The 20,774-nt window shown below is 42.2% G+C and carries 26 protein-coding genes and 1 pseudogene; 15 read left to right on the top strand and 12 right to left on the bottom strand.

Features of this window, described 5'->3' with window-relative positions:
* Positions 1-6: 6 nt before the first annotated feature.
* Both F6K53_RS30620 and F6K53_RS30615 read right to left on the bottom strand, forming a co-directional pair.
* Positions 7-162: a hypothetical protein gene (locus tag F6K53_RS30620; RefSeq protein WP_293028364.1), complete on the bottom strand. Its 156-nt coding sequence runs from the start codon at positions 160-162 to the stop codon at positions 7-9.
* Entirely contained in the window at positions 162-320 is a 159-nt protein-coding gene (locus tag F6K53_RS30615) for a hypothetical protein (protein WP_293041752.1), read from the bottom strand. The genes F6K53_RS30620 and F6K53_RS30615 overlap by 1 nt, the downstream gene beginning before the upstream one ends.
* Positions 321-693: 373 nt before the next feature.
* Between F6K53_RS30615 and F6K53_RS30610 the strand changes: the two genes are divergently transcribed.
* The 3 genes from F6K53_RS30610 to F6K53_RS30600 all read left to right on the top strand — a co-directional run bounded on the left by F6K53_RS30610 (position 694) and on the right by F6K53_RS30600 (position 3,326).
* Positions 694-1,560, top strand: coding sequence for a ribonuclease HI family protein (locus tag F6K53_RS30610; protein WP_293046105.1), 867 nt, complete (start codon positions 694-696; stop codon positions 1,558-1,560).
* A gap of 525 nt (positions 1,561-2,085) precedes the next feature.
* Positions 2,086-2,595: a late competence development ComFB family protein gene (locus F6K53_RS30605; protein WP_293028373.1), complete on the top strand. Its 510-nt coding sequence runs from the start codon at positions 2,086-2,088 to the stop codon at positions 2,593-2,595.
* Positions 2,596-2,870: 275 nt separating this feature from the next.
* On the top strand, positions 2,871-3,326 hold the full coding sequence (locus tag F6K53_RS30600) for an SRPBCC family protein (RefSeq protein WP_293046102.1): 456 nt from the start codon (positions 2,871-2,873) through the stop codon (positions 3,324-3,326).
* Here F6K53_RS30600 and F6K53_RS30595 read toward each other — a convergent pair.
* Both F6K53_RS30595 and F6K53_RS30590 read right to left on the bottom strand, forming a co-directional pair.
* A complete protein-coding gene (locus F6K53_RS30595) occupies positions 3,278-3,517 on the bottom strand; it encodes a hypothetical protein (protein ID WP_293083238.1) in 240 nt (79 codons plus the stop codon). The genes F6K53_RS30600 and F6K53_RS30595 overlap by 49 nt on opposite strands.
* Before the next feature lie 33 nt (positions 3,518-3,550).
* Entirely contained in the window at positions 3,551-3,856 is a 306-nt protein-coding gene (locus F6K53_RS30590) for a hypothetical protein (RefSeq protein ID WP_293046098.1), read from the bottom strand.
* Positions 3,857-4,141: 285 nt separating this feature from the next.
* On the opposite strand from F6K53_RS30590, the gene F6K53_RS30585 reads away from it, so the two are divergent.
* From F6K53_RS30585 to F6K53_RS30570, 4 genes are all read left to right on the top strand, one after another.
* Entirely contained in the window at positions 4,142-5,683 is a 1,542-nt protein-coding gene (locus F6K53_RS30585; RefSeq protein ID WP_293028390.1) for an AAA family ATPase, read from the top strand.
* A 131-nt stretch (positions 5,684-5,814) separates the two neighbouring features.
* Complete coding sequence (locus F6K53_RS30580; protein ID WP_293063975.1) at positions 5,815-8,634, top strand: PQQ-binding-like beta-propeller repeat protein; 2,820 nt, start codon at positions 5,815-5,817, stop codon at positions 8,632-8,634.
* A gap of 216 nt (positions 8,635-8,850) precedes the next feature.
* The gene (locus F6K53_RS30575) at positions 8,851-9,207 is read left to right on the top strand and encodes a type II toxin-antitoxin system RelE/ParE family toxin (RefSeq protein ID WP_364300724.1); all 357 of its coding nucleotides are present in this window, start codon (positions 8,851-8,853) and stop codon (positions 9,205-9,207) included.
* Positions 9,208-9,226: 19 nt separating this feature from the next.
* The gene (locus F6K53_RS30570; protein ID WP_293028523.1) at positions 9,227-9,556 is read left to right on the top strand and encodes a helix-turn-helix transcriptional regulator; all 330 of its coding nucleotides are present in this window, start codon (positions 9,227-9,229) and stop codon (positions 9,554-9,556) included.
* Between the two features lie 149 nt (positions 9,557-9,705).
* On the opposite strand, the gene F6K53_RS30565 is transcribed toward F6K53_RS30570, so the two are convergent.
* Together F6K53_RS30565 and F6K53_RS30560 are read right to left on the bottom strand one after the other, a co-directional pair.
* Positions 9,706-10,062 carry a XisI protein gene (locus tag F6K53_RS30565; protein WP_293028519.1) on the bottom strand — a complete coding sequence of 119 codons (357 nt, stop codon included), beginning with the start codon at positions 10,060-10,062 and terminating at the stop codon, positions 9,706-9,708.
* Positions 10,053-10,463, bottom strand: a complete 411-nt coding sequence (locus F6K53_RS30560) for an element excision factor XisH family protein (RefSeq protein ID WP_293063978.1) — start codon at positions 10,461-10,463, stop codon at positions 10,053-10,055. Before F6K53_RS30560 ends, F6K53_RS30565 begins: the two co-directional genes overlap by 10 nt.
* 137 nt (positions 10,464-10,600) lie before the next feature.
* On the opposite strand from F6K53_RS30560, the gene F6K53_RS30555 reads away from it, so the two are divergent.
* Positions 10,601-10,768, top strand: coding sequence for a hypothetical protein (locus tag F6K53_RS30555; RefSeq protein ID WP_293063980.1), 168 nt, complete (start codon positions 10,601-10,603; stop codon positions 10,766-10,768).
* A gap of 183 nt (positions 10,769-10,951) precedes the next feature.
* Here the strand turns inward: F6K53_RS30555 and F6K53_RS30550 are convergent, their stop codons facing one another.
* The 3 genes from F6K53_RS30550 to F6K53_RS30540 form a co-directional block, all read right to left on the bottom strand.
* On the bottom strand, positions 10,952-11,206 hold the full coding sequence (locus tag F6K53_RS30550) for a hypothetical protein (protein WP_293045230.1): 255 nt from the start codon (positions 11,204-11,206) through the stop codon (positions 10,952-10,954).
* A 264-nt stretch (positions 11,207-11,470) separates the two neighbouring features.
* A complete protein-coding gene (locus tag F6K53_RS30545) occupies positions 11,471-11,647 on the bottom strand; it encodes a hypothetical protein (protein WP_293063982.1) in 177 nt (58 codons plus the stop codon).
* Between the two features lie 54 nt (positions 11,648-11,701).
* The gene (locus F6K53_RS30540; protein WP_293063984.1) at positions 11,702-12,340 is read right to left on the bottom strand and encodes an EamA family transporter; all 639 of its coding nucleotides are present in this window, start codon (positions 12,338-12,340) and stop codon (positions 11,702-11,704) included.
* 1,158 nt (positions 12,341-13,498) lie between these two features.
* On the opposite strand from F6K53_RS30540, the gene F6K53_RS30535 reads away from it, so the two are divergent.
* The 3 genes and pseudogenes from F6K53_RS30535 (at position 13,499) to F6K53_RS46055 (ending at position 16,302) form a co-directional block, all read left to right on the top strand.
* Positions 13,499-13,948 (top strand): hypothetical protein, encoded by a 450-nt coding sequence (locus F6K53_RS30535; protein ID WP_293045234.1) that lies wholly within the window; start codon positions 13,499-13,501, stop codon positions 13,946-13,948.
* A gap of 323 nt (positions 13,949-14,271) precedes the next feature.
* A pseudogene (gene thiO, locus F6K53_RS46060) lies at positions 14,272-15,309 on the top strand (glycine oxidase ThiO); the annotation flags it as partial.
* Positions 15,310-15,528: 219 nt separating this feature from the next.
* On the top strand, positions 15,529-16,302 hold the full coding sequence (locus F6K53_RS46055; protein ID WP_364300727.1) for a thiazole synthase: 774 nt from the start codon (positions 15,529-15,531) through the stop codon (positions 16,300-16,302).
* Between the two features lie 31 nt (positions 16,303-16,333).
* On the opposite strand, the gene F6K53_RS30525 is transcribed toward F6K53_RS46055, so the two are convergent.
* A complete protein-coding gene (locus tag F6K53_RS30525; protein ID WP_293028490.1) occupies positions 16,334-16,456 on the bottom strand; it encodes a hypothetical protein in 123 nt (40 codons plus the stop codon).
* Positions 16,457-16,586: 130 nt separating this feature from the next.
* On the opposite strand from F6K53_RS30525, the gene F6K53_RS30520 reads away from it, so the two are divergent.
* Positions 16,587-16,766, top strand: coding sequence for a ssl1498 family light-harvesting-like protein (locus tag F6K53_RS30520; protein ID WP_293028487.1), 180 nt, complete (start codon positions 16,587-16,589; stop codon positions 16,764-16,766).
* Positions 16,767-16,823: 57 nt separating this feature from the next.
* On the opposite strand, the gene F6K53_RS30515 is transcribed toward F6K53_RS30520, so the two are convergent.
* Positions 16,824-17,822, bottom strand: coding sequence for a tetratricopeptide repeat protein (locus tag F6K53_RS30515; RefSeq protein ID WP_293028485.1), 999 nt, complete (start codon positions 17,820-17,822; stop codon positions 16,824-16,826).
* Positions 17,823-18,026: 204 nt separating this feature from the next.
* Here F6K53_RS30515 and psbP point away from each other — a divergent pair, with 204 nt between their 5' ends.
* On the top strand, positions 18,027-18,566 hold the full coding sequence (gene psbP, locus F6K53_RS30510; protein ID WP_293028483.1) for a photosystem II reaction center PsbP: 540 nt from the start codon (positions 18,027-18,029) through the stop codon (positions 18,564-18,566).
* Between the two features lie 198 nt (positions 18,567-18,764).
* Here psbP and F6K53_RS30505 read toward each other — a convergent pair whose 3' ends face one another.
* Positions 18,765-18,956: a hypothetical protein gene (locus F6K53_RS30505; RefSeq protein WP_293063990.1), complete on the bottom strand. Its 192-nt coding sequence runs from the start codon at positions 18,954-18,956 to the stop codon at positions 18,765-18,767.
* A 20-nt stretch (positions 18,957-18,976) separates the two neighbouring features.
* Between F6K53_RS30505 and F6K53_RS30500 the strand changes: the two genes are divergently transcribed.
* Positions 18,977-19,582 (top strand): nucleoside triphosphate pyrophosphatase, encoded by a 606-nt coding sequence (locus F6K53_RS30500; RefSeq protein WP_293063992.1) that lies wholly within the window; start codon positions 18,977-18,979, stop codon positions 19,580-19,582.
* A 20-nt stretch (positions 19,583-19,602) separates the two neighbouring features.
* Positions 19,603-20,244: a hypothetical protein gene (locus F6K53_RS30495; protein WP_293028476.1), complete on the top strand. Its 642-nt coding sequence runs from the start codon at positions 19,603-19,605 to the stop codon at positions 20,242-20,244.
* The last annotated feature ends 530 nt before the right edge of the window (positions 20,245-20,774 follow it).

Raw genomic sequence — 20,774 nt, 5'->3', positions numbered from 1 at the left:
GATGAACTATGAAAAGGGAGTCGGGAGTCGGGAATCGGAACCCACCCCTAACCCCTCCGAGGAGGGGTTAGGGAATCGGGAATCGGGAGTGTGGGGAGAGAGGGGAGTGTGGGAAGAATTTTCCACAACAGATGCAGCGCCGACCTGAGACGGTTTCCCCATCAGCAACGGTTGTGGTTTGTCCCATTAGCAACTGCATCTTGAGGGGGGAAGAAAATTGACTGTACCTGATAAATATCAGAAACGCTATAAAAATATTTCCTATCTCCCCATCTCCCCATCTCCCCATCTCCCCATCTCTCCACACCCCATCTCCCCATCCTCACAGGGGTAGGTTTTTTACATTTGGGTCGGGAGTCGGGAATCGGGAGTCGGGAATCGGGAGTCGGGAATCGGGAAAAGCGGGAAATGGAGAGAATTATCCCGGAAAATAGTGTATAGTTTGATACATATTTTGAGGAATTTCTACGTAATCAAAGTACCTACTCGCCCCTTTGTAAAAAACCTACCCTTATGAGATCTCCCCATCTCCCCATCTCCCCACACCCCACACCCCACACCCCACACCCCACACCCCATCTCTCCACATACGCTAGTTGAGTCTATTACCTTATATATATATGCTTCCCTTCTTCAGAGGCATTTTGCGATGCTCTGTAGGAGCCGCTGGGTGAACGCAAAAGCGAATATTATATGAACAACCAATCAGTCAACTTAACAGCTAAGAAGACTAACAGCAAGCTTACTATCCTATTTGATGGGGGGTCTCGTGGGAATCCTGGCATAGCTGGTGCTGCTGCTGTTATTAAACAACCGGGAGCTAAAACCATTAGCGTTAGTCAATTTTTTCCTCATGCTACCAACAATGAGGCCGAATATACCGGAGCCATTCTTGGGTTGGAGAAGGCTTTGGAAATCGGTGCTGGGCAGGTAGTCCTAAAAGGAGATTCTCAACTGGTTATCAATCAGCTTAAAGGTACCTGGAGAGTTAAAACACCCCACTTACGACCGTTATGGACAAAAGCTAAGTCACTTCTGAACCAGTTTGACTCTGTTCAATTAGAGTGGATTCCCCGAGCACAGAATTCAGAAGCCGATGCCGTTGCGAATCAGGCTATGGATCAACGCAAAGGGGTTAGCGCTGTAAGAAAGAAAGCAACTGAGTTGCCCAAGGTTCAACCTTCTTTACCAAAACTTGCTGATCAGTTCTCTGAGTTGCCCAAGGCTAAACCTGTACCAAAACTTGCTAACCAGATCTCTGAGCTGATTGCCCTCGGAAAAAATGCTAAATTTAAAGATTTTCTTAAGTTAAAAAGTGGTCGGGATGAGTTTACTAGCAAGCGATTCCCCACCCTAAAGGAAATGGTACCTAGTCCTGTTCAAGATGCGATCGCATCGGCTATGGCTGATGCCGATGAATCTACCTTAGCCAGGGTATACCGCTGGTATCTCAGAGGATTACCGGTAGACCTAGCAATTAGAAAAGTCCAGGTCGATTTAGAAGTATCTGAAAATATTATCCAGCGTCGTCAAAAAAATCAACAAACCTTTGAATTATAACACATGATTATCCCTCTAGCAATCCTAGGGAATTTGTAACAAGTAAAAACTTTGATCAACCCCTCAGTACTTAGTAATTAGGACTAGATTTATACAAAATGCGACTGGTTCAGAATTAGGATTGCGATCGCAACCGTGGCTTTTGCCTGTGATCTATATCATAGGCGGAAAGCAAAAGATGAGTTACTATTGTGGGTACCAGATTTGGGTAGCAGATGTGGGTACCAGAGTCACCTGGCCAGGTGTAGGGTTAAGCTCAAACCAAAAAAAATACTAAAGAGCTATTGTTGAGAGTTCCTGACAGGATAAATAAAAGCTATCTATAAGTGCTTCACTACAGTAGTAGAAGCTCAGAGCTAATCCAACAGGAGTTCAATAAATTGGTTACTCAGAAACGGTGACCCCAACTAGGGGATTTGACGATCTGGTGCTTGGGTAGGCAGAACAAAATGTCTTTCACCTTGCCATCTTTGATCTTGCCACTCGTCAAAGACTTTTTATTTATTGCAATAAATTGGTTAAGTCATGGAAGCACATCGATTACATCAAGCAATCAACTATCAAAATGTCATGGAAATCTTAGTGGCTCAGGAAATAGAGCTTCAAAAGTCTCGACTTTCCCCAAAGCTAGCTAAGTATATAAACCAGGTAGAAGTGGCTACCTACGCCCTCAATCGTTTACCACCTCTGTATGCTTCCTGTGAAGAGGGGAGGCGTCAGCAGCAGTTAAAGGGACACAAAAAACTAAGGCAGCAGATTACCACTACTGTGCGTCAAGCCTTTGCTGCGGTGCAACGAGACCCGATCAGGCTTTCTACACCAATTAGACCAGAAGAAGAAACTGAATCTCTAGCCGCTAAACTGGCTCTGCAAGAAATCCGGGAATTACTCAAAAATCAGGAAATAACATGGTATAACCTGGTCAGTATTGTCAGGCAAACCCTGATTCGAGCAACTCAGGTCAGAAAAAATCGGCAAAAAGAGCAGTCAAGAGACCCAATTTATGGTTGGAATGACTCTGGTTACCAGCTCTAACTTTGCGTTCGCGTAGCGTGACCTACGGTCAATCGCGTTTACAGCTTTACCTGTTAATAAGTTAACAGGTTGACCGGTTGATCAGTTGAAGGTTGACAAGTTGAAGGTTGACCGGTTGATAAGTTGAAGGTTGACAGGCTATAGTCTCCAAACCAGCGTTTTATATTTATTGATAACTTGTAGATATAAGGTACACAGGATTTTTTCCCTCTTACCTCCTCCCTGCTCCCTAAAACCCAAGACGAAACTACCTAACCCAATTTAAAACTGTTATAATGCTGCACTTTAACTATTCTACTGTGATCAATGCACCAGTTGACATAGTTTGGAACTTTCATGAGCGAGATGATATACTCGATCTGCTCACTCCACCCTGGCAACCAATCCAGGTGATCCGTCGTGAAGGAGGTTTAGGGATTGGAGCAGTTTCGGAATTTCGGATTTTTGTTGGTCTAATTCCCTTACAATGGAATGCTGTTCATACCGAGTATGAGCAATACCGACTCTTTAGTGATCAACAAAAAGAAGGACCCTTTGACTATTGGGTTCATCGCCATCAATTTATTCCAGAAGACCAGAAAACTCGGCTAACTGATTCCATTGAATTTGCTTTACCAGGAGGAGCGTTAGTGGAAGAAATGTTTGGTTGGTTAGTAACGCTGCAATTAGAGCAAATGTTTCGCTATCGCCATGAGGTAACCCAACGAGAATGTTCTAAGTTGGTGAATTGAAAGGTAAACATTTTATAAAAGTAGGGAACAGGGAACAGGGAACAGGGAACAGTAAATGTTGCGTAGGGTGCGTTAGTAACGCACCACCGGATCAAACAGCTTTTAGGAGATGCACCCGGCAATAGGCAATAGGCAATAGGCAAGAAAGTATATAGGGATTTTACCACTACCATTAATACAAATCTCCCCATCTCCCCATCTCCCCATCTCCCTATCTCCCCACACTAATCCCCTGTTTCATCTAACAACTTCTCCATCATTTCCTCTAATTCTTCCTGTGAATCCTTGGCGAATTGGACACTAGTAATAGTCCCCAAAACTCCCCCCGATGCTGTCAGGCTTGCTTCCGACACTTTGTTACTATAAAACAATCCGACACCAAATAAAGTCATCAACGCTGATGCAGCAGTTACACCAAGAGCAAGGTTGTAACTATGTCGTGCTTGTCGTAATAATTCCAGAATAATTTCTTCTTTGATATTACGGGAGTCATCGTTGTTTTGTGGCTTCTTATTAAAATTAAAGGGCATTGTTAGTCTCCTCAATCTTCTATCGTTTGCTGCTGATATTCGTATCCTATTCAGAGGAAACTATCTACGCCAAGGGCAAATGGGTTTAGTTGATGTTAGCCTTTGCCCTATTGCTGTAATCAGACTTACGAAGTTAGTCGGTTTTGCCCCCCTGCCCCCCAATTTTGGGGGGTAATCAAGTCAAAGTCCCCCAGAATTGGCGGATTTAGGGGGCGTTGCGTAAGTCCTGTGTAAAATAGATTAGGGCAAATAGGTTAATCAAGAAAAACCTATCTGCCCTAGTTGGTGAAATTCCCAGTAACCACGAGTTACATAACTCCCGACTCCCGACTCCCGACTCCCGACTCCCGACTCCCGACTCCCGACTCCCGACTCCCGACTCCCGACTCCCGACTCCCGACTCCCTGCTCGCTGCTCCCTGCTCCCTGCTCCCTACTCCCTAAAATCAAAATGCGTGAATCTGACAAAGTGCGATCGAGTCAGCAAGGTAAAGCTAGACTCAAACAAGCTTACAAAGACGCTAGACTAACTCAAGAGAAACTAGCACAGCATGCCCGTGTCTCTGTGGATACCGTTAAGCGCTTGCTTGGTACTAAAGATTGTCCCCATGGAGTAGAAAGATGGGCAGTTAGAAATATTTGCAACGTTCTAAAGATTAAACCAACTGATATCGTTGACAAAAAAGACTGGGAGCCTCAACAGCAGTTACCACCAGAGTTTGAACAACTTATTCAAGACAAAACTCACTTATTTTGCGGACGTCAGTTTGTCTTTAAGGCTATTGAAGACTTCTTCAGCAACACTACTCATGGCTACTTTACTGTTATTGGTGATGCCGGGATGGGTAAAAGCGCCATTGCTGCTAAGTATGTATTAGACAACCCAGACGCTATTTGTTTTTTTAATAGTCGTGCTGAGGGCATGAATCGTCCAGAATTATTCCTCAGGAAAATCCGTCAACAATTGATCACTCGTTACCAGTTGTCAGATGCTCAAGATGCTGATTTATCAGCGTTGTTGGCTAAGGTTAGGGAAAAATTATCTGCCGGTGAACGGTTGGTGATTGTTGTGGATGCCTTGGATGAAGTTGACCAAGAGGGATCTGGTAATCTTTTATATTTACCGACTATTTTGCCAGACGGTGTTTATTTTATCCTGACCAGAAGACCGTATAATCAGAATGAGAAAAGGCTGCGGTTATCCCCGAGTACACCAAGCAAAGAATTGGATTTAAGGGAAAAGTCTAAACAAAGCAATCAAGATGTAAAAGAGTATATTTGGCAATTGCTTAATCATAATAACTATAAACAGGGGTTGAGTCAGTGGATTAACCAGCAACGTGCCCTCTCTAACCAGGAATTTGTAGAACAAATTGCCGTAAAAAGCGAAAATAATTTTATGTATTTGCGCTGTGTGTTGCCAGCCATAGCCGATGGCTTTTATAATGATAAACCATTGAATGAATTACCCGTAGGGTTACAAGGCTATTACGAAAACCATTGGCAACTGATGGGGATGACAACCAAGCCTTTACCCAGGGCTAAAATTAAAATTGTTTATGTGATGTGTGCCTTACGTAGTGCAGCTTCTCGTAAAATAATTGCTAACTATTCTAAGCAAGATGAATTCACCGTGCAGGAAGTGCTTGATGGATGGCAGCAATTTTTACAGAAACAAGAAAGCTATCGACCACCACGTTATCGATTTTATCACGAAAGTTTCCGAGATTTTTTGCATCGACAGGATATTGTGCAAGCAGCAGGCGTGATGTTACCTAATATTATTACTGAAATTGCGGATAATATGACAGAAGGGCTGGAGTTATGAGTTTTGTAGGGTGTGTTAGGGGCGGTCGCCCTAATTTTCCGACTCTTCGTGCTTGGTTACGACAGCCAGCCCCGTAACGCACCACCGGATCAAAGATCAAACAGCATGCATTGAGATGCACCCCTTGAATTATGAGTAATCTTCGCAGTTGGTTAGGGCAAAAATCACCAGAGGAAATAGAGCATTTCTTGGGTGATATTCCCCGTTTATGGTTAGAAGGTGGTCAACTTAACAAATTATCTCGTTTGTTAAGTAATTATGAGTTTATAGAAGCCAAACTTAATCATCCTGAATTTGGCATCAAGGCACTGATTGAAGATTATGAGTTGATTAATGATATAGACTTAGCTCATCCAGACTACAGCGAGCAAACGATAAAATCACTGAAGTTAATTCAGGGAGCATTGCGACTATCAAAACATATATTAAGTCAAGATCAAAATCAATTAGCAGGGCAACTTTCAGGGCGTTTACTAGATTGTGATACCCTAGACATTCAACGATTATTACAACAGATACCGCAAACTGAAACTACTTGTTTGCGTAGCTTGACAGCTACGTTAAATCCTCCTACTGGACCCTTACTCTCTACCCTTAGTGGTCATGGTGACTCGGTAAATGCCGTTGCTGTCACACCAGATGGAACCATGGTAATTTCTGCTTCATCGGATCACACCGTTAAAGTGTGGGATTTGAATACAGGTGCAGAAGTCTTAACATTAACAGGTCATACTTCTCCAGTAAATGCTGTAGCGGTTACTCCTGATGGAACTAGGGTAATTTCTGGTGCCTCTGATAATACAGTTAGAGTCTGGAGTTTAGCAACAGGTAAAGAAATACAGAGATTTAACCGTCATAGTCTCCCTGTAGTTGCTTTAGCCGTTACTCCCGATGGCAAGAAAGTGGTTTCAGCATCAATTGCAAACTATGAATCTATGAAAGTCTGGGATTTGGAAACTGCTAAAGAAGAGTTAACCCTAATCGGTCATGGAGACTTAGTGAGAACTGTTGTTATCACCTCGGATAATCGCGTAATTTCTGGATCAGATGATGGAACTATCAAGGTTTGGAATTTAACAAATGGCAAAATGCTTTTCAGGAAGATACATGGGCAGAAAGATTTCCAGGGTCGTGTAAATTCGGAGCCAGTATATGCAATGGCAGTTAGTCGTGACGATAAGTGGCTAATTTCTGCTGGTTCTAGTCATAAGGCTACAAACATTATTATAATCTGGAATTTAGAAACGCGAACAAAAGCTTTCACCCTTGAAGATGATAACAATCCTATTAGTGCTCTTGATCTTACACCTGATGGTAAACAAGTAATTTCTGCTTCCTTCGATAATACTATTAAAGTTTGGAATATAAAATATCAAGAAAAAAAATTAACTTTTATTGGTCATGATTACTCAATCTATGATATAAAAGTAACACGAGATGGTAATAAGATTATTTCTGCTTCAAAAGATCAAACACTCAAGGTTTGGAATTTAGAATTCCAAGATCAACACATTCAAGTAATAGAAAATAAAAATTCAGTAAATGATGTTACCATTACTCCTGATGGCAAGCAAGTAATTTGTGTCTCAAAAAATAAAATCATAACAGTTTGGGATTTAGAACAAAAGAATATACTTTATGGTTTTTATAGCAATCACAACTCTAACTATAATCTTGTCATAAGAAAAAGTCAAATTTTTGAAAAATATATATTGCTTTTTTATTCATGGTTGAAAAGAGTATTTTCGATATTTTTTGTAATATTATTTCCTATATTACTTGTGAGTATTTTTATTATTATACTGACTAAATATCCAGAATTTAGTATATTAATTGCATTAACTAATATACTAACAGCTCGGCGACAACTATTCAATTTTTTAAATATTTCTGAAAATAATATAAATAATCTACCAAAAGAGTTTTACAAAAAAATATCTAAACAAAAAATAAACTTATCAAAATATAGCAAATATTCGGATATAACAATTGACTTAAGTCAAGCTTATGAAAGCAATAAAATTATTGAATTAGGGATTCCACCCAATAACTTTTTGCTTTGTATAACTAATAAAATTCCGTTATCTTATCATTTTTTTACTGTTTGGAATTACACCGAAATAAAGAGAATTTGCGATTTTTTATCAATAGCTCAATATTGCTATATTTATTTAATTTTATTGATATTTGTTATTTACCTATTAAGTATTATATCTTTCTTTTTATATATTCCATCTTTATTTTCAGATTGGATTATACTTTTATTACTTTTTTCATTGTTAATTTCATTATATTTACTTGATCAACTATTGTATTCTATAATAACCTTCATATTTTATGATTCCGCAACAACTCTATCAATCACGCCAGATGGCAACTATGTAATTTCTGGTTCAACTAACAGCACTATTAAAGTGTGGCATCTCGAAACCAAAAAATTACGTTTTGTCCTCAAAGGTCATAACCTGGAGATAACTAGTTTAGCTATCACCTCAGATGGTAAGTATTTGGTTTCTGGCTCCAAGGATAAAACTATCAAACTTTGGAATCTAGAAACTAGAAAGGAATGTTTCACCCTTAAAGGTCATAGCGATTCAATCAATACTCTCGCCGTAACCCCTGATGGTAAGTACGTCGTGTCTGGCTCCAAGGATAATACTATCAAAATTTGGGATTTGGAAAAGCGAGAGGAAATGTTTACCTTTACAGGTCATACCGACTCGATAAATCGGATCAAGGTAACATCCAACGGTAAGCTAGTGATTTCTGCATCTTCCGATAAAACACTCCAAGTGTGGGATTTCGAGACTAGGGAAGTTATTGCTACGTTTACTGGAGAAAGTGCCATCAACTGTTGTGCCGTTGCACCGGATGATGTAACCATTGTCGCAGGGGATGAAGGAGGAAATATGCATTTTCTGCGCTTGGAGGGAGTGGGGAGTAGGGAGTAGGGAGTAGGGAGTAGGGAGTAGGGAGTAGTAATAATAGTTGATTCTTTGTTGATGCAGTCGCTCATGAATGTTGCTAGGTACTATAGGGAAAAGTGTTCTGTCAATTTCTTTTGCTTAAGGGAGATCAAGCTAATGCCAGAATCGTCTCTGCCAATAGGGTTTACCCACAAAAAAGTCAACAAGAGCAACTTTACGATCTAGATGCCAAATGTCAACATGGGAGATGAATTACTGAAAAATCTTATTTGGGTGGGACCTTCAAAAAAGGAACTGTTAGGGTTTCCTGAAGATGTCATCGATGAAGTTGGTTACATTCTCTATCGGGTTCAAAAAAACAAAAATCATCCTCATATTAAACCTTTGAAAGGATTAAATGGAGTGTTAGAAATTGTCACCGATTATAAAACAGATACTTACAGAACAGTATATGCTGTCAAACTTGGGAATACTATATATGTTCTCCACGCCTTTAAAAAAAAGTCAAAAACAGGTATTAAAACCCCAAAGCAGACTATGAATTTAATTAAAGAACGCCTAAAACAAGCACAAGATATTGCTAAACAACAAGATTAATAGCACCAAGGATAAAATAATGCCAGATTATACTGTAAGCTCAGGTAACATTTTTGCAGATTTAGGATTTATTAATGCTGAAGAAAAGTTGGCTAAGGTTAAACTAGCTTCACTCATTTACGATCTGATTGATGAAAGACAACTGACTGATTCAGATGTAGCTATGATTTTAAAAATTGAGCCTCCTCAATTCATGGATTTAAAAAATGGTCGCTTGCAAGGGTTTTCCTTGGAAAAGCTATTATTTTTTTTGGTAGCATTAGGTCAAACTATTGAAATTAGCGTCAGTCCAAAACCCGAAACTGTATCTAGTGGGAAGATACAAGTAATCCGTCAATCTTATGCTTGAATGTAACCGTTGAAGGGGTAAGTGACTGTTGGGCTCCCGACTCCCGACTCCCTAAAAAAAATCGGTCAAGCGCGTAGCGCATTAGCTGACAGCTGACAGCTGATAGCACCTCAAGTAGCGTGCGCATAAGCTGAATGCTTACGATTAGATTAATTAACAATCCCTTCACCTATACCAAAACCAGTATACTGGCGTACTTCAGGTTCATGAAAAGCTAAAATAATATCCTGTTTTGGAACTCCCATTTCCACTAATCGGTTGGCAAGTCCTTCTTCGGTGCCGTCATGCTGAATCCAAATTTTTCCACCCTTGATATCAACATGTAAAATACAGCCAAAATCACGTTTATTGCCACGCCAACCAACATAGAGCAGTTGGTAGTGATCCTGCTCTGTATCAAAGACAGTCTGAACCTCGTACTCTGGTGCAATTGTTTGCCGTGAAGCCCGTTGAGCACGTTCGGAAAGAAGATGTCGAATATACTGGCGATATTGCTCTACAGCCATTGAACAATTACCTCCTGTTTCACATCATAAATTAGTAATCTAATCTGATAACGATCAACTGCTGCCATGATGAAGCGTCGCTGGAAAAAACTCTCATAAATTGGCTCTCGCACAGCCAAATAAAGCTGGCGATTGGCTTCCATCCTTGCCAGTGCATCTCGGTAGTTGAGGAATTGCCCCAATGCCATATGAAAGTCGGAAACCTTGGATGGGCTGATAAAACTTTTGACTTCAACAGCAATTTTCTGATTTTTTCGTTCTGCTGCTAATAGTTGTTCCGCTCCTAAATCAATCTCAAAATAGACATCATCGATCCTAATTTCGTAAGGGTCTGCCGTAATCGTCCAGTTGTCTTTTTCTAAAGCAGTTCTAACAACAAAATGAAACCGATCTTTGACCATATCAACCTTTTCAGCATAGATCGTTTAACCCCGTCTACGTTAATTTAATAAACCTAGGGATATTGCAGTCTCTCCCTGCTGATTCGCACTTGTCTTGCACTCCTTCAGACATATCAGACTATTTAGAGGGCACTACATTGTATTGTATATTATACGAATCCCTTTGTACCTCATGGGAAACAGAATTGCTATATTTGGCCTACCGACTCCCGATTCCCGACTTCCTAAAAAAAATCGGTCAAGTTTGGTTAAACCCAATTCTTGACCGCATTCAAGTTTTGAATATGTCACAAGAACAGCTTTAGCTGTACTTATATGATAACAACTCCAAATCGACTATGACATTGTTGTTGAGTTAGTCAGCAACTGCTGGAAACCAACAACATCCCAACTCATACTGCTTCATCCTGCTTCACAAAACAATTTTCGCAACATAACCCTCACGATTCCTGTGGGCCAGGGATTTTCATCCCTGGCAAATTCCTATCCTAGTCTACATAAAAGTATCGAATGAAAAACGTCATCACCTGACCAGGTTTTCCGGTAGGCTCCGGAGTGCTCCATTCGTCCGGGTGTGCATACTTAAGGGCATACACCGCATTAATGGTATTGCGAACCTGTTCAGGAGTACCGACCAAGACGTGCTTGGCTTTTTTGCACTTACGGCATTGGTCACCAGAGTTTTCTGGGGAATTAGGATTGTTGAGATTGTCATCTGAGTTGGGATTAATGTTGTTAGTCATTTGGAGTTCCGTGTTTGAACTAGGTATAATATTAATATATTAATTTATTGACTAATTGTCAAGGGGTTTGGGAATTTTTTTTTATTAATAAATAAGGAATCGGGAATCGGGAATCGGGAATCGGGAATCGGGAATCGGGAATAAATTAATCGTAGGGTGGGCAGTGGTTCAGACGGATAATATCAGGTTGTAATAGATTTAATCGGCACTGCCCACCCTACATCTGCTCCGAAGTCCCTGCTCCCTTTTCCCTAAAACCCAATCCTAATGTCCCGATAAACTAATCAGTAAAACTCCCAATACCATAATTGCTGCTCCAGTTGCTCTTTCCTGAATTCCCGGTTCTTTAAAAATTAGACATCCTAAGATTACACTAATTAAAGCACTCATGCGTTTAACAGCAATCACGTGGCTAACAAAGGTCATTTCGAGAGCTGTCATTTGGCACAAAATTGCTCCAGCCTGAAAGAAACCAATAGGAACTATAGACAGTAATTATTTTGGAATTTGGTTTAATTTACCTCTTGATTTATACAGCATAATAAATCCCATCCCTGTGGCAATAAAGGTATGCAGTGCAATTGCCCAAAATATTGGTGAAGAATTTTCTACCCCCACCTTATCAACGTTGGCCGTAATACTAAAAATTACAGCTGCGGTTAACATTAACTTAGGACCTCGTTGCTTCAGTAGCCCTTTAAAAGGGGCGAGGTAACCGTTTCTTTTTTCTTTCAAATTCAAGCTATAAGACCCAAGTACAATCATCATAATCCCTACCATATCTAAGGGGGTAGGATATTCTCCAACAATGATTGGGGATGTCACTAATAAAAATAACGGGGTAAAGGTCACAAAGGGAACGGTAATGGATAAGTCAGAGCGACTCAATGCTTGGATATACAAGCTCATGGCCACCACATTCAGAGACCCTCCTACCATTAATGCTAAGCCAAAATCTCGGCCTAGTTCGGGAATTTCAATAACAAAAAGGAGGGGGAGTAAAACCGGCAAAGAAAAAAAGAATAACGCCCAAGAAACAATGTAAGCATCAACATTTTTGAGCCCTCTCTTACTGGTCAAATCCTTGCCAGAAGCAAAAAGAGCTGTTAGACTAGCGAATATCAACCAAAGCATAGTAGTGCTAACGTGTAGTTTAGTCAGAATAGAGATAATGAGTGAATGACGGGAGCATGTCAATTTTGTTAATCCCTGATTCAGATCCCCCATTATCCCCCTTAAAAAGGGTTAATTGTGAATATAATTATCCCTTAATAAGGGTTAATTGTGAATATAATTATCCATTTTTAAGGGTTAATTGTGAATATAATTCCCCCTTAATAAGGGAGACTTGTGAATATAATTATCCCTTAATAAGGGAGACTTGTGAATATAATTCCCCCCTTATTTAAGGGGGGCTAGGGGGGATCTATGTACATAATTACAAAGGTGACATGCTACCGAGAATGACAGACTTAACTAGCCTAGCTTAAGACATAAGTTAAGCTATAGTTAAATTCCGGGTGGTTAACTGTTGACTGTTGACTGTTGACTGTTGACTGTTACCCGTCACTAAGCAACCCTAGAAAAGTAGATAAGTTAACTAAAACAGTTACTAAAACAGTTAACTGCATATCAGCAGAAGCAGTTAGCGATTAAGCATTCAGCCGTCAGCCGTCAGCCGTCAGCTAAAAGCTCACGCGTGCGCGTTCAGCTTAAAAAAAATTTCAAGTCTGGGGAAAAGCCCTTGGCCGTTGGCCACGCTACGGGAACAGCGTGGCACAGCCTTCGACGCTATGACGTAACTCAGCATTATTCGAATGGTTACCTTTTTTATTCAAAAGCTGTTAGGTTTAGCTTTCCCATAACCCATAACCCATCAGCTGATAGCTGATAGCTGAATGCTTACGTTAGCGATCGCACTGACGCAGTTAGCTTTTAAATCATCATTTGTTAACCCTATATCCCCATCAGTCCTAACAGAATGTAAGCTAAGGCACATTTAGCAATGGTTAACTAGTGCTTAACTAATGGTGGAGGGTTGGAGCAGCTAGATGGGTAAAGGGGATAGGGTCAAAGCGATGTAGTCGGCCAAAGGGGGAAACCCCCACTCGCCCTTTGCATCAAGACAATGAACAATTTTATTTTATAGTGACCTCCGGAGAACTCAACTGGTATATTATGGGCGGGTGTGTTCACCGAAAAGGGCACATCTGTAAATTCCCTACTTCGACACACAGGTATTAAGTCATGCAAACACAATTCTTGATATCGAATCAGAGTATGAACAAATATATGAGGTTAACTACCAAATTATTAGTCCTGGTTGCTCTCCTAGGAGCAGTTAGTGCTTGTAAGGGTCGCCAAATCGAAGAGGCTCCCCAGAGTGCAAATCAAGTAGAACCACTTCCTGAACCTGAGGAACAAAAGGCTTCTCGCTTTAACATTCCCTTCTTTAATCTGGGTAGGAACCAGGATGAGGCAACACCAACTGATCCAGAAGTGTCAGAAGACCCATCAATTACAGAAGGGGAAGCACTGAGTATTCAACCAGAGCAACCGTTCGAACAAGCACAGGCAAATACAACTAATACCTTTGCCGAGCCAGAGGAGGATACTGTTGCTCAAGGAACTACCGTGATCAGTGAGTCTAGTGCTCCAGCGAGTACAGCAAGCTCAGCAACTACAGGAAGTTCTGGTACAGTAGTATACGAAGATAATGACCCCATACCAGCTCTATGGTAAAGGGCAGCACCTGTAGTTGTTTAAAAGGTTGGGGAAGAGATTAGGGATTGGGGATTAGGGGATGGGTGAAAAGGAGAAAGGATGAAAAATAAAGGATGAAAAATAAAGGTTGAAGTAGAAAGCATGAACAATAAAGGTTGAAGGAAGAAATGGGTTTATCGGACTTAAGGTTGACTAAAAACGTTATCCACAACCTACGAGTTACACTTCCCACTTCCCACTTCATACTTAATAGTTCATTGATACTTCCTCCTTAATAGTTCATCCTTGATACTTCATCCTTGATACTTTCCCCAATCCCTAGTCTCCACTCTCCTTAACCTATGAAAGCAGCAAGTGACATTCTGATTATTGGCGGTGGCATTATCGGTTTAGCGATCGCTGTAGAACTGAAGCGGCGTGGGGCAACAGTAACTGTTGTCACCCGCAATTTCCAAGAAGGTGCCACCCTAGCTGCAGCGGGAATGTTGGCACCCTTCTCAGAAGCGCTCCCCATCGGTCCCATGCTAGATTTGGGCCTGTGGTCCCACTCACTGTATCCTCAATGGTGTACCAAACTGGAACAGATGACTGGTGTGGCAACGGGCTATTGGCCCTGTGGCTTTTTAGCACCGGTCTATGAAGGGGCACCAGGAAATCAGCAACAGCAGGTCAGCAACAAAACCGGAGTTGCTGACTGGTTAGATAAAGATACGATTCATTGCTATCAATCAGGTTTAAGCTCAGAAGTGGTTGGTGGTTGGTGGTACCCAGAAGATGCTCAGGTGGTCCCCCAAGCACTCAGTAAAGCCCTGCGACTGGCTGCCCAAGAATGGGGAGTAGACCTACGTGAAGGCATAGCTGTGGAGGCAATTCAGCAACACAATCGCTTAGTCTCTGGGATTAGAACCTCCGCAGGGGAACTCCATGCAGACCATTATGTCCTAGCAACTGGAGCCTGGTCTAATCAACTATTGCCCTTGCCAGTGGCTCCAAAAAAAGGTCAGATGCTGTCAGTAAAAGCCACTAAAAATTATCAACACCCCTTGCCACTACAGCGAGTGTTATTCAGCTCTGAGGTTTATCTAGTCCCCCGTCGAGATGGACGAATTTTGATTGGTGCAACAGTAGAGGATGTAGGTTGGCAGCCTGACAACACTACTGCTGGAATTAACCGTTTGTTAAAATCAGCTATCCGGCTATATCCGGAAATTCAACACTGCTCGATTCATGAGTGTTGGTGGGGATTTCGACCAACCACACCTGACCAATTACCAATTCTTGGCACTAGTCCATGCCAAAACCTGAGCTTGGCTACTGGTCACTATCGCTACGGTATTTTGCTGGCTCCGGTGACCGCTTTGTTGCTGGCTGACCTGATTGAGAAGCAAAAGTCTGACCCATTGTTAGATCAATTTCGATACGACCGACCTTACCATCAACCAGCCTCAAATCAAAGCATTCCTAATCTTAGTCCTAATCTTAGTCATCATCTCAGTGTATCTAGTAACTCCTCCTCAACACCAGTGCTGCACTATAATTCTGCTACGGTCCGGGACTCTCACTCTGACAATGGGACGGAACCACCGGATTTACTAACCATTGCGGGAAAAACCTTTCGGTCTCGTCTGATGACTGGCACAGGTAAGTATGACTCTCAACAGGTAATGGCTAAAAGTATTGCGGCTAGTGGCAGTGAAATTGTAACGGTGGCCGTGCGTCGGGTACAAACTAAAGCACCAGGACACGAAGGGCTAGCGGAATCCCTGGATTGGAGGAAACTGTGGATGTTACCCAATACCGCAGGCTGTAAAACGGCGGAAGAAGCGGTGCGAGTGGCACGGCTTGGTCGGGAAATGGCGAAGCTATTGGGTCAAGAAGACAATAATTTTGTGAAACTGGAAGTGATTCCTGATCCTAAGTATTTACTCCCTGACCCCATTGGTACTCTAGAGGCAGCAGAGCAACTGGTAAAAGAAGGGTTTGCCGTTTTGCCCTATATTAATGCGGATCCCTTATTAGCCAAACGCCTAGAAGAGGTAGGATGTGCGACGGTGATGCCTTTGGGTTCACCCATTGGTTCGGGACAGGGCATCAAGAATGCTGCCAATATTGAAATCATCATTGAGGAAGCTGGAGTTCCGGTGGTGGTAGATGCTGGCATAGGTAGCCCCAGTGAAGCCACCTATGCCATGGAGTTAGGGGCAGATGCTTTATTGATTAATAGTGCGATCGCATTAGCAGGTAATCCTGTCATGATGGCAAAAGCCATGGGAATGGCCACCGAAGCTGGTCGTCTGGCTTACCTAGCTGGTCGTATTCCAGTTAAAAACTATGCTAGTGCTAGCTCACCCCTCACTGGTACCATTACCTAGCTGATCTAGCAGTTCTCAATTAGGTGAGGTACTACGCCCTTGGGGTTGCGCGGGAGTAGGGAGTAGGGAGTAGGGAGTAGGGAGTAGTAAAAAAACCTGTGTACCTGATGATTCTGAGAACTGCTATAAATACATATATCAAATAATTTGTCAAGGTCTAGGACTGGATTAACACTTTAACGTAACAAATCAAGCTGATCAGGAAAACTGAAGAGTAGTTATACCAATTTTTGTTACATTCTTTGTTACATTTATATATATAAAGTAAAAAAAGGTTGTAATCAATGCCATATACAGTAGAAGACGGCGGACGTTTGAACAATTTTGCTAAAGAGCCAAAAGTGTACCAGGCAGAGCCACCCACTGCAGCAGAAAAGCGCAACTACCTGATCTTGGGTGTAACAGCTCTGATTTTAGTAAGTGGCTTGATCTTTGTGGCTTTTTCAGCCTCTGGTGTGAGCTAGGTACTGCACAGAAGAAAGCTGTTGAAAAGCCAATTCAGTTCAAGCGTCCGGTCGCCATTAAAGCTTTTTGATGGCTTCCATCGCTTCTTGGTAATTTTCAGTTCTGCCTTGTTCTTGGAATAAATCAGCCGCTTTTTTGAAATCCTGAATCGCTTCCTCAACCTTATTGAGGTCAAGGCTTGCTAGACCCCGTTTATAAAACGCATCGGCAAAAGTGGGTTCAATTTTTAGAGTTTCTGTGTAATCAGCTACAGCAGCTTGATACTGTTTGAGCTTACTACGAGTTAAACCACGCTGGTAGTAAGCCATAGCATTTTTAGGATTAATCGACACAGCTCGATCGTAATCGGCAATTGCTTGGAAATAGTTCTCTATTTCAGAGTAGGCATTACCTCGACTGAGATAAACCGTATCATTATCGGGTGTCAGAGTAATAGCCTTGGAAAAATCAGCGATCGCTTCGATGTACTTCTTTTGCACAAAATAGGCATAGCCACGGTTGCTATAGGCTTCACCATAGTCGGTTTTAATCTTGATAGCAGCAGTGTAGTTATCAATCGCTTCTTGATAATTCCCCTGAATGTGGTGGACGTAGCCAAGATTGTAGTTGATATCAGGGTCATAGGGTTCCAGCTGCAAAGCCTGTTTGAAATCTGCCATTGCCTCTCGATAATTACCATTATCTAGTTGATCCACGCCCCGGTTGTAGAATTCCACAGCACTCATTCGGGGTATAGTCCTCACAGGCAATTCCGTATTAAAAGGGTCTTTCTCAACAGTGGGTTTTTCAGAATTGGCTGGCTGGGAAGGTTTGGCTTCAGAATCAGCCGGTTTTTCTTGGGAAGGTTGGGCTTGAGTATTAGCTGGTGGCTCTTCGGCAGGTTGGGCTTGAGTATTAGTTGGCTCTTTCTCAGAGGTCGGCTCTTGATTATCTGGCTCAGATCGGATAATCACTGGCACTGGAATTGGCGGCTGCTGAGCATAGACAGTTGCGGTAAAGCCAGTCAGTATTGTGGCAATTCCTAGACTAGAGATAGTTCGATAAGTTGGTTTCATGATTTTCCTTACAAAGCCTGATGATTTCCAGAATTGTTACCGTGTGCAGTTGTCTAAAATCGCTCTATTAGCTTGACTTCACTATCTATCACACATCTGGTGAGTGTCCAACCGGTAACAGAAAATACATAGAGGCAAGTACGATTAGTTAAAGATGAGACAATTAAGCAGCTGAGTTGACGTTCAATAGAGATGCTCAAAGAGATGCTCAAGAAAATTGCACCACTACTGCTGCTAGTGTTGAGTCTGGCTATACATGGCTGCACAACTGGTGCCAGTGGTCTACAAAGCTATGTAGACAGCCTTAAAGGTTATCAGTTTTTGTATCCCAACGGTTGGGTCCCTATCCAAGTGACTGATGGACCGGATGTAGTGTTCCACGATCTTATCGAAAGCACCGAAAATGTTAGTATGGTGATTAGCCCAGTGCCGGAAGGCAAGACCCTTGCTGATTTAGGTACACCCTCAGAAGTGGGGTATCAGCTGCAAAAAAATGCCTTTGCTCCTCCCGATTCTGGTCGCACAGCCGAGTTGGTTAATGCTGAAGCTCGTGAGGTAGCAGACAAGACTTATTACCTTTTAGAATACAACGTCCAACTTCCCAGCCAAGAACGGCACAATCTCGCCAGTGTGGTGGTTAACCGTGGCAAGCTCTACACCTTCAATGCTTCCACGACCGAACGACGCTGGGGTAAAATGAAAAATTTGTTGCAGACAGTGGTTAAGTCATTTTCAGTGAACTAGTAAACAGTTGAAGGTTACAGGTTGTTTGGTTGTTCGCGTAGCGTGGCCAATAGGCCAAGGTTACAGGTTGTTTGGTTGTTCGCGTAGCGTGGCCAATAGGCCAAGGTTACAGTTTGTTTGGTTGTTCGCGTAGCGTGGCCAATAGGCCAAGGTTACAGGTTGTTTGGTTGTTCGCGTAGCGTGGCCAATAGGCCAAGGTTACAGGTTGTTTGGTTGTTCGCGTAGCGTGGCCAATAGGCCAAGGTTACAGGTTGTTTGGTTGTTTAGTTGTTCGCCAAAGGCGTGCTGATCAGGTACAGTCTTTTTTGACGCTGATTTCCGTGAAACCCTCTTGCCTCTTGCCTCTTGCCTCTTGCCTCTTGCCTTAAAAGCATAAGCAATGTCGCTCAAACGTTTCTGAAAATTGCTATATGGATGTGCCGACTTTTGTATTAGCTTCAGCTTCTAGTGCTCGCAGACGATTGTTGCAAACTGCTGGTATTGAACCGGTGGTCTGCCAAAGCAATTTTGACGAATCTCAAGTGCAGCATCCGGAGCCAGCAACGTTAGTGCAGATTCTAGCTGAACAAAAAGCAAAAACTGTTGCTGATCAATTTAGTGACGCTCTGGTATTAGGCTGTGATTCTGTATTGAGTATGGAGGGTGGGATTTATGGCAAACCTCCTAACCCATCTGAAGCAATCGCTCGTTGGCAACAGATGCGAGGGACTACTGGAGAACTCTATACAGGTCATGCTTTAATTGACTTATCTCGGAACAAAACCATAGTGCGCTGTGGTGTAACGCGAGTTTATTTTGCCAATGTAAGCGATCGCGCTATAGAAGCCTATGTTGCTACTGGCGAACCCCTTAAATGTGCTGGTGCCTTTGCTTTGGAAGGTAGAGGGGGACTCTTCGTTGACAAAATCGAAGGCTGTCATAGTAATGTTATCGGTCTGAGCTTACCCCTGCTCCATCGAATGTTAGAGGAACTAGGATATGAAGTTACCGATTTTTGGCTAAGAACTAACAACTAACAACTAAAAACTAATAACGGGTGGATCTCCTAAAAAGCTGTTTGACCCGGTGGTTGGAACCGGCATCTTGGTGGAAGCAGCATCTTGGTGGAACGGGCATATTGGTGGAACCGGCATATTGGTGGAACCGGCATATTGGTGGAACCGGCATCTTGCCGGTTATCAATATTCCCAGACGGACTATCCCAACCCTGGCGACCGATAAAATGATTGCGAGCCCGTCTTATCACGCACCGTACCCAACTAAGGCAACAAAATCCATGACCACTAAAGACGACTTTAAACAACAAATCAAGGCAGGTAACATTAGGGATGCTCTGACCCTATCCCTAGGTGAAGCAGTGGAGTTAGAAATTACGACTTGGGTATCCTCATCTAGCCCAGCTCCTAATTCCTCAGCGGAGCTAGACCAGCCAACCTCTGATTGCCAAATGCGTACTAGCATGAATATTGTTGATGGTGAAATCAACAACGAAGTTGGTTCAGAGTTTATGGGCAATGGGCCTTACACTGAACTGAAGCAATTTCATCTACAGCAGGTAAAACAAGGACGCCAGACTATTCAGCAAAATTTGGAAAATTTGCAACAACTGTTTACGGTTCTGAGTACTACCATGGGTCGGCTACCTCAAGGCTCTGCTCTCGATACTGATAGTGGCTAAGCGTCTATCTTCCAAAAAAGGGAATACTATTTAACACTAAAAAAAATATAAATATTATTGATTTGATCTGCTACTTCCGTGACAGACAAAGTGTTCAGCAGTAATGGGCGCTGCTAAGTTGCTCAACTCGTTATCATCTGATATAAATTTCACCTAAATAATTTAATTAACCGAGTGTTTGTTGACGGTTGACGGTTGGGTGTTCACAGTCACCGAAAAACTCTCAACAACAGCTATATCCTTTAAAGAATCCTACCACTACAACCCAAGGGTGGACGTGGTAATATCAAAAATTCTTCATAATAAGTCAATCTAAACTAAGTTAGAAAACTACCCTAATAAGCGCGAGTGTACTATTATGGCTCCTAGAGATGACTTTAGACAATACCTTAAGACAGGGAACATTAAAGAGGCTCTTGTCCTAGCCCTGAGCGAAGCAGTTGATTTGAAAATTACCACCTGGGTAGCCGACACCAATGCTGATTTAGATGCAGCCCAGGCAAAACCTGGTCATCGTATGTGTACCCGCA

The sequence above is a fragment of the Moorena sp. SIO4A1 genome (assembly GCF_010672065.1).
GTDB lineage: Bacteria > Cyanobacteriota > Cyanobacteriia > Cyanobacteriales > Coleofasciculaceae > Moorena.
The sequence above is the reverse complement of the archived record's forward strand: the minus strand, read 5'-3'. Positions and strand labels throughout refer to the sequence as shown.

Bases quoted from the DNA above. Each gene is read 5' to 3' on its own strand.
- F6K53_RS30570 (WP_293028523.1), top strand. From the start codon at position 9,227: ATGCCAGATTATACTGTAAGCTCAGGTAACATTTTTGCAGATTTAGGA.
- F6K53_RS30540 (WP_293063984.1), bottom strand. From the start codon at position 12,340: ATGCTTTGGTTGATATTCGCTAGTCTAACAGCTCTTTTTGCTTCTGGC.
- F6K53_RS30610 (WP_293046105.1), top strand. From the start codon at position 694: ATGAACAACCAATCAGTCAACTTAACAGCTAAGAAGACTAACAGCAAG.
- F6K53_RS30575 (WP_364300724.1), top strand. From the start codon at position 8,851: ATGGGAGATGAATTACTGAAAAATCTTATTTGGGTGGGACCTTCAAAA.
- F6K53_RS30620 (WP_293028364.1), bottom strand. From the start codon at position 162: ATGGGGAAACCGTCTCAGGTCGGCGCTGCATCTGTTGTGGAAAATTCT.
- F6K53_RS30565 (WP_293028519.1), bottom strand. From the start codon at position 10,062: ATGGCTGTAGAGCAATATCGCCAGTATATTCGACATCTTCTTTCCGAA.
- F6K53_RS30590 (WP_293046098.1), bottom strand. From the start codon at position 3,856: ATGCCCTTTAATTTTAATAAGAAGCCACAAAACAACGATGACTCCCGT.
- F6K53_RS30515 (WP_293028485.1), bottom strand. From the start codon at position 17,822: ATGAAACCAACTTATCGAACTATCTCTAGTCTAGGAATTGCCACAATA.
- F6K53_RS30545 (WP_293063982.1), bottom strand. From the start codon at position 11,647: ATGACAGCTCTCGAAATGACCTTTGTTAGCCACGTGATTGCTGTTAAA.
- psbP (WP_293028483.1), top strand. From the start codon at position 18,027: ATGCTCAAGAAAATTGCACCACTACTGCTGCTAGTGTTGAGTCTGGCT.
- F6K53_RS30500 (WP_293063992.1), top strand. From the start codon at position 18,977: ATGGATGTGCCGACTTTTGTATTAGCTTCAGCTTCTAGTGCTCGCAGA.
- F6K53_RS30595 (WP_293083238.1), bottom strand. From the start codon at position 3,517: ATGGGGAGATTTGTATTAATGGTAGTGGTAAAATCCCTATATACTTTC.
- F6K53_RS30535 (WP_293045234.1), top strand. From the start codon at position 13,499: ATGAGGTTAACTACCAAATTATTAGTCCTGGTTGCTCTCCTAGGAGCA.
- F6K53_RS30600 (WP_293046102.1), top strand. From the start codon at position 2,871: ATGCTGCACTTTAACTATTCTACTGTGATCAATGCACCAGTTGACATA.
- F6K53_RS30615 (WP_293041752.1), bottom strand. From the start codon at position 320: ATGGGGAGATGGGGTGTGGAGAGATGGGGAGATGGGGAGATGGGGAGA.
- F6K53_RS30560 (WP_293063978.1), bottom strand. From the start codon at position 10,463: ATGGTCAAAGATCGGTTTCATTTTGTTGTTAGAACTGCTTTAGAAAAA.
- F6K53_RS30605 (WP_293028373.1), top strand. From the start codon at position 2,086: ATGGAAGCACATCGATTACATCAAGCAATCAACTATCAAAATGTCATG.
- F6K53_RS30550 (WP_293045230.1), bottom strand. From the start codon at position 11,206: ATGACTAACAACATTAATCCCAACTCAGATGACAATCTCAACAATCCT.
- F6K53_RS30580 (WP_293063975.1), top strand. From the start codon at position 5,815: ATGAGTAATCTTCGCAGTTGGTTAGGGCAAAAATCACCAGAGGAAATA.
- F6K53_RS30520 (WP_293028487.1), top strand. From the start codon at position 16,587: ATGCCATATACAGTAGAAGACGGCGGACGTTTGAACAATTTTGCTAAA.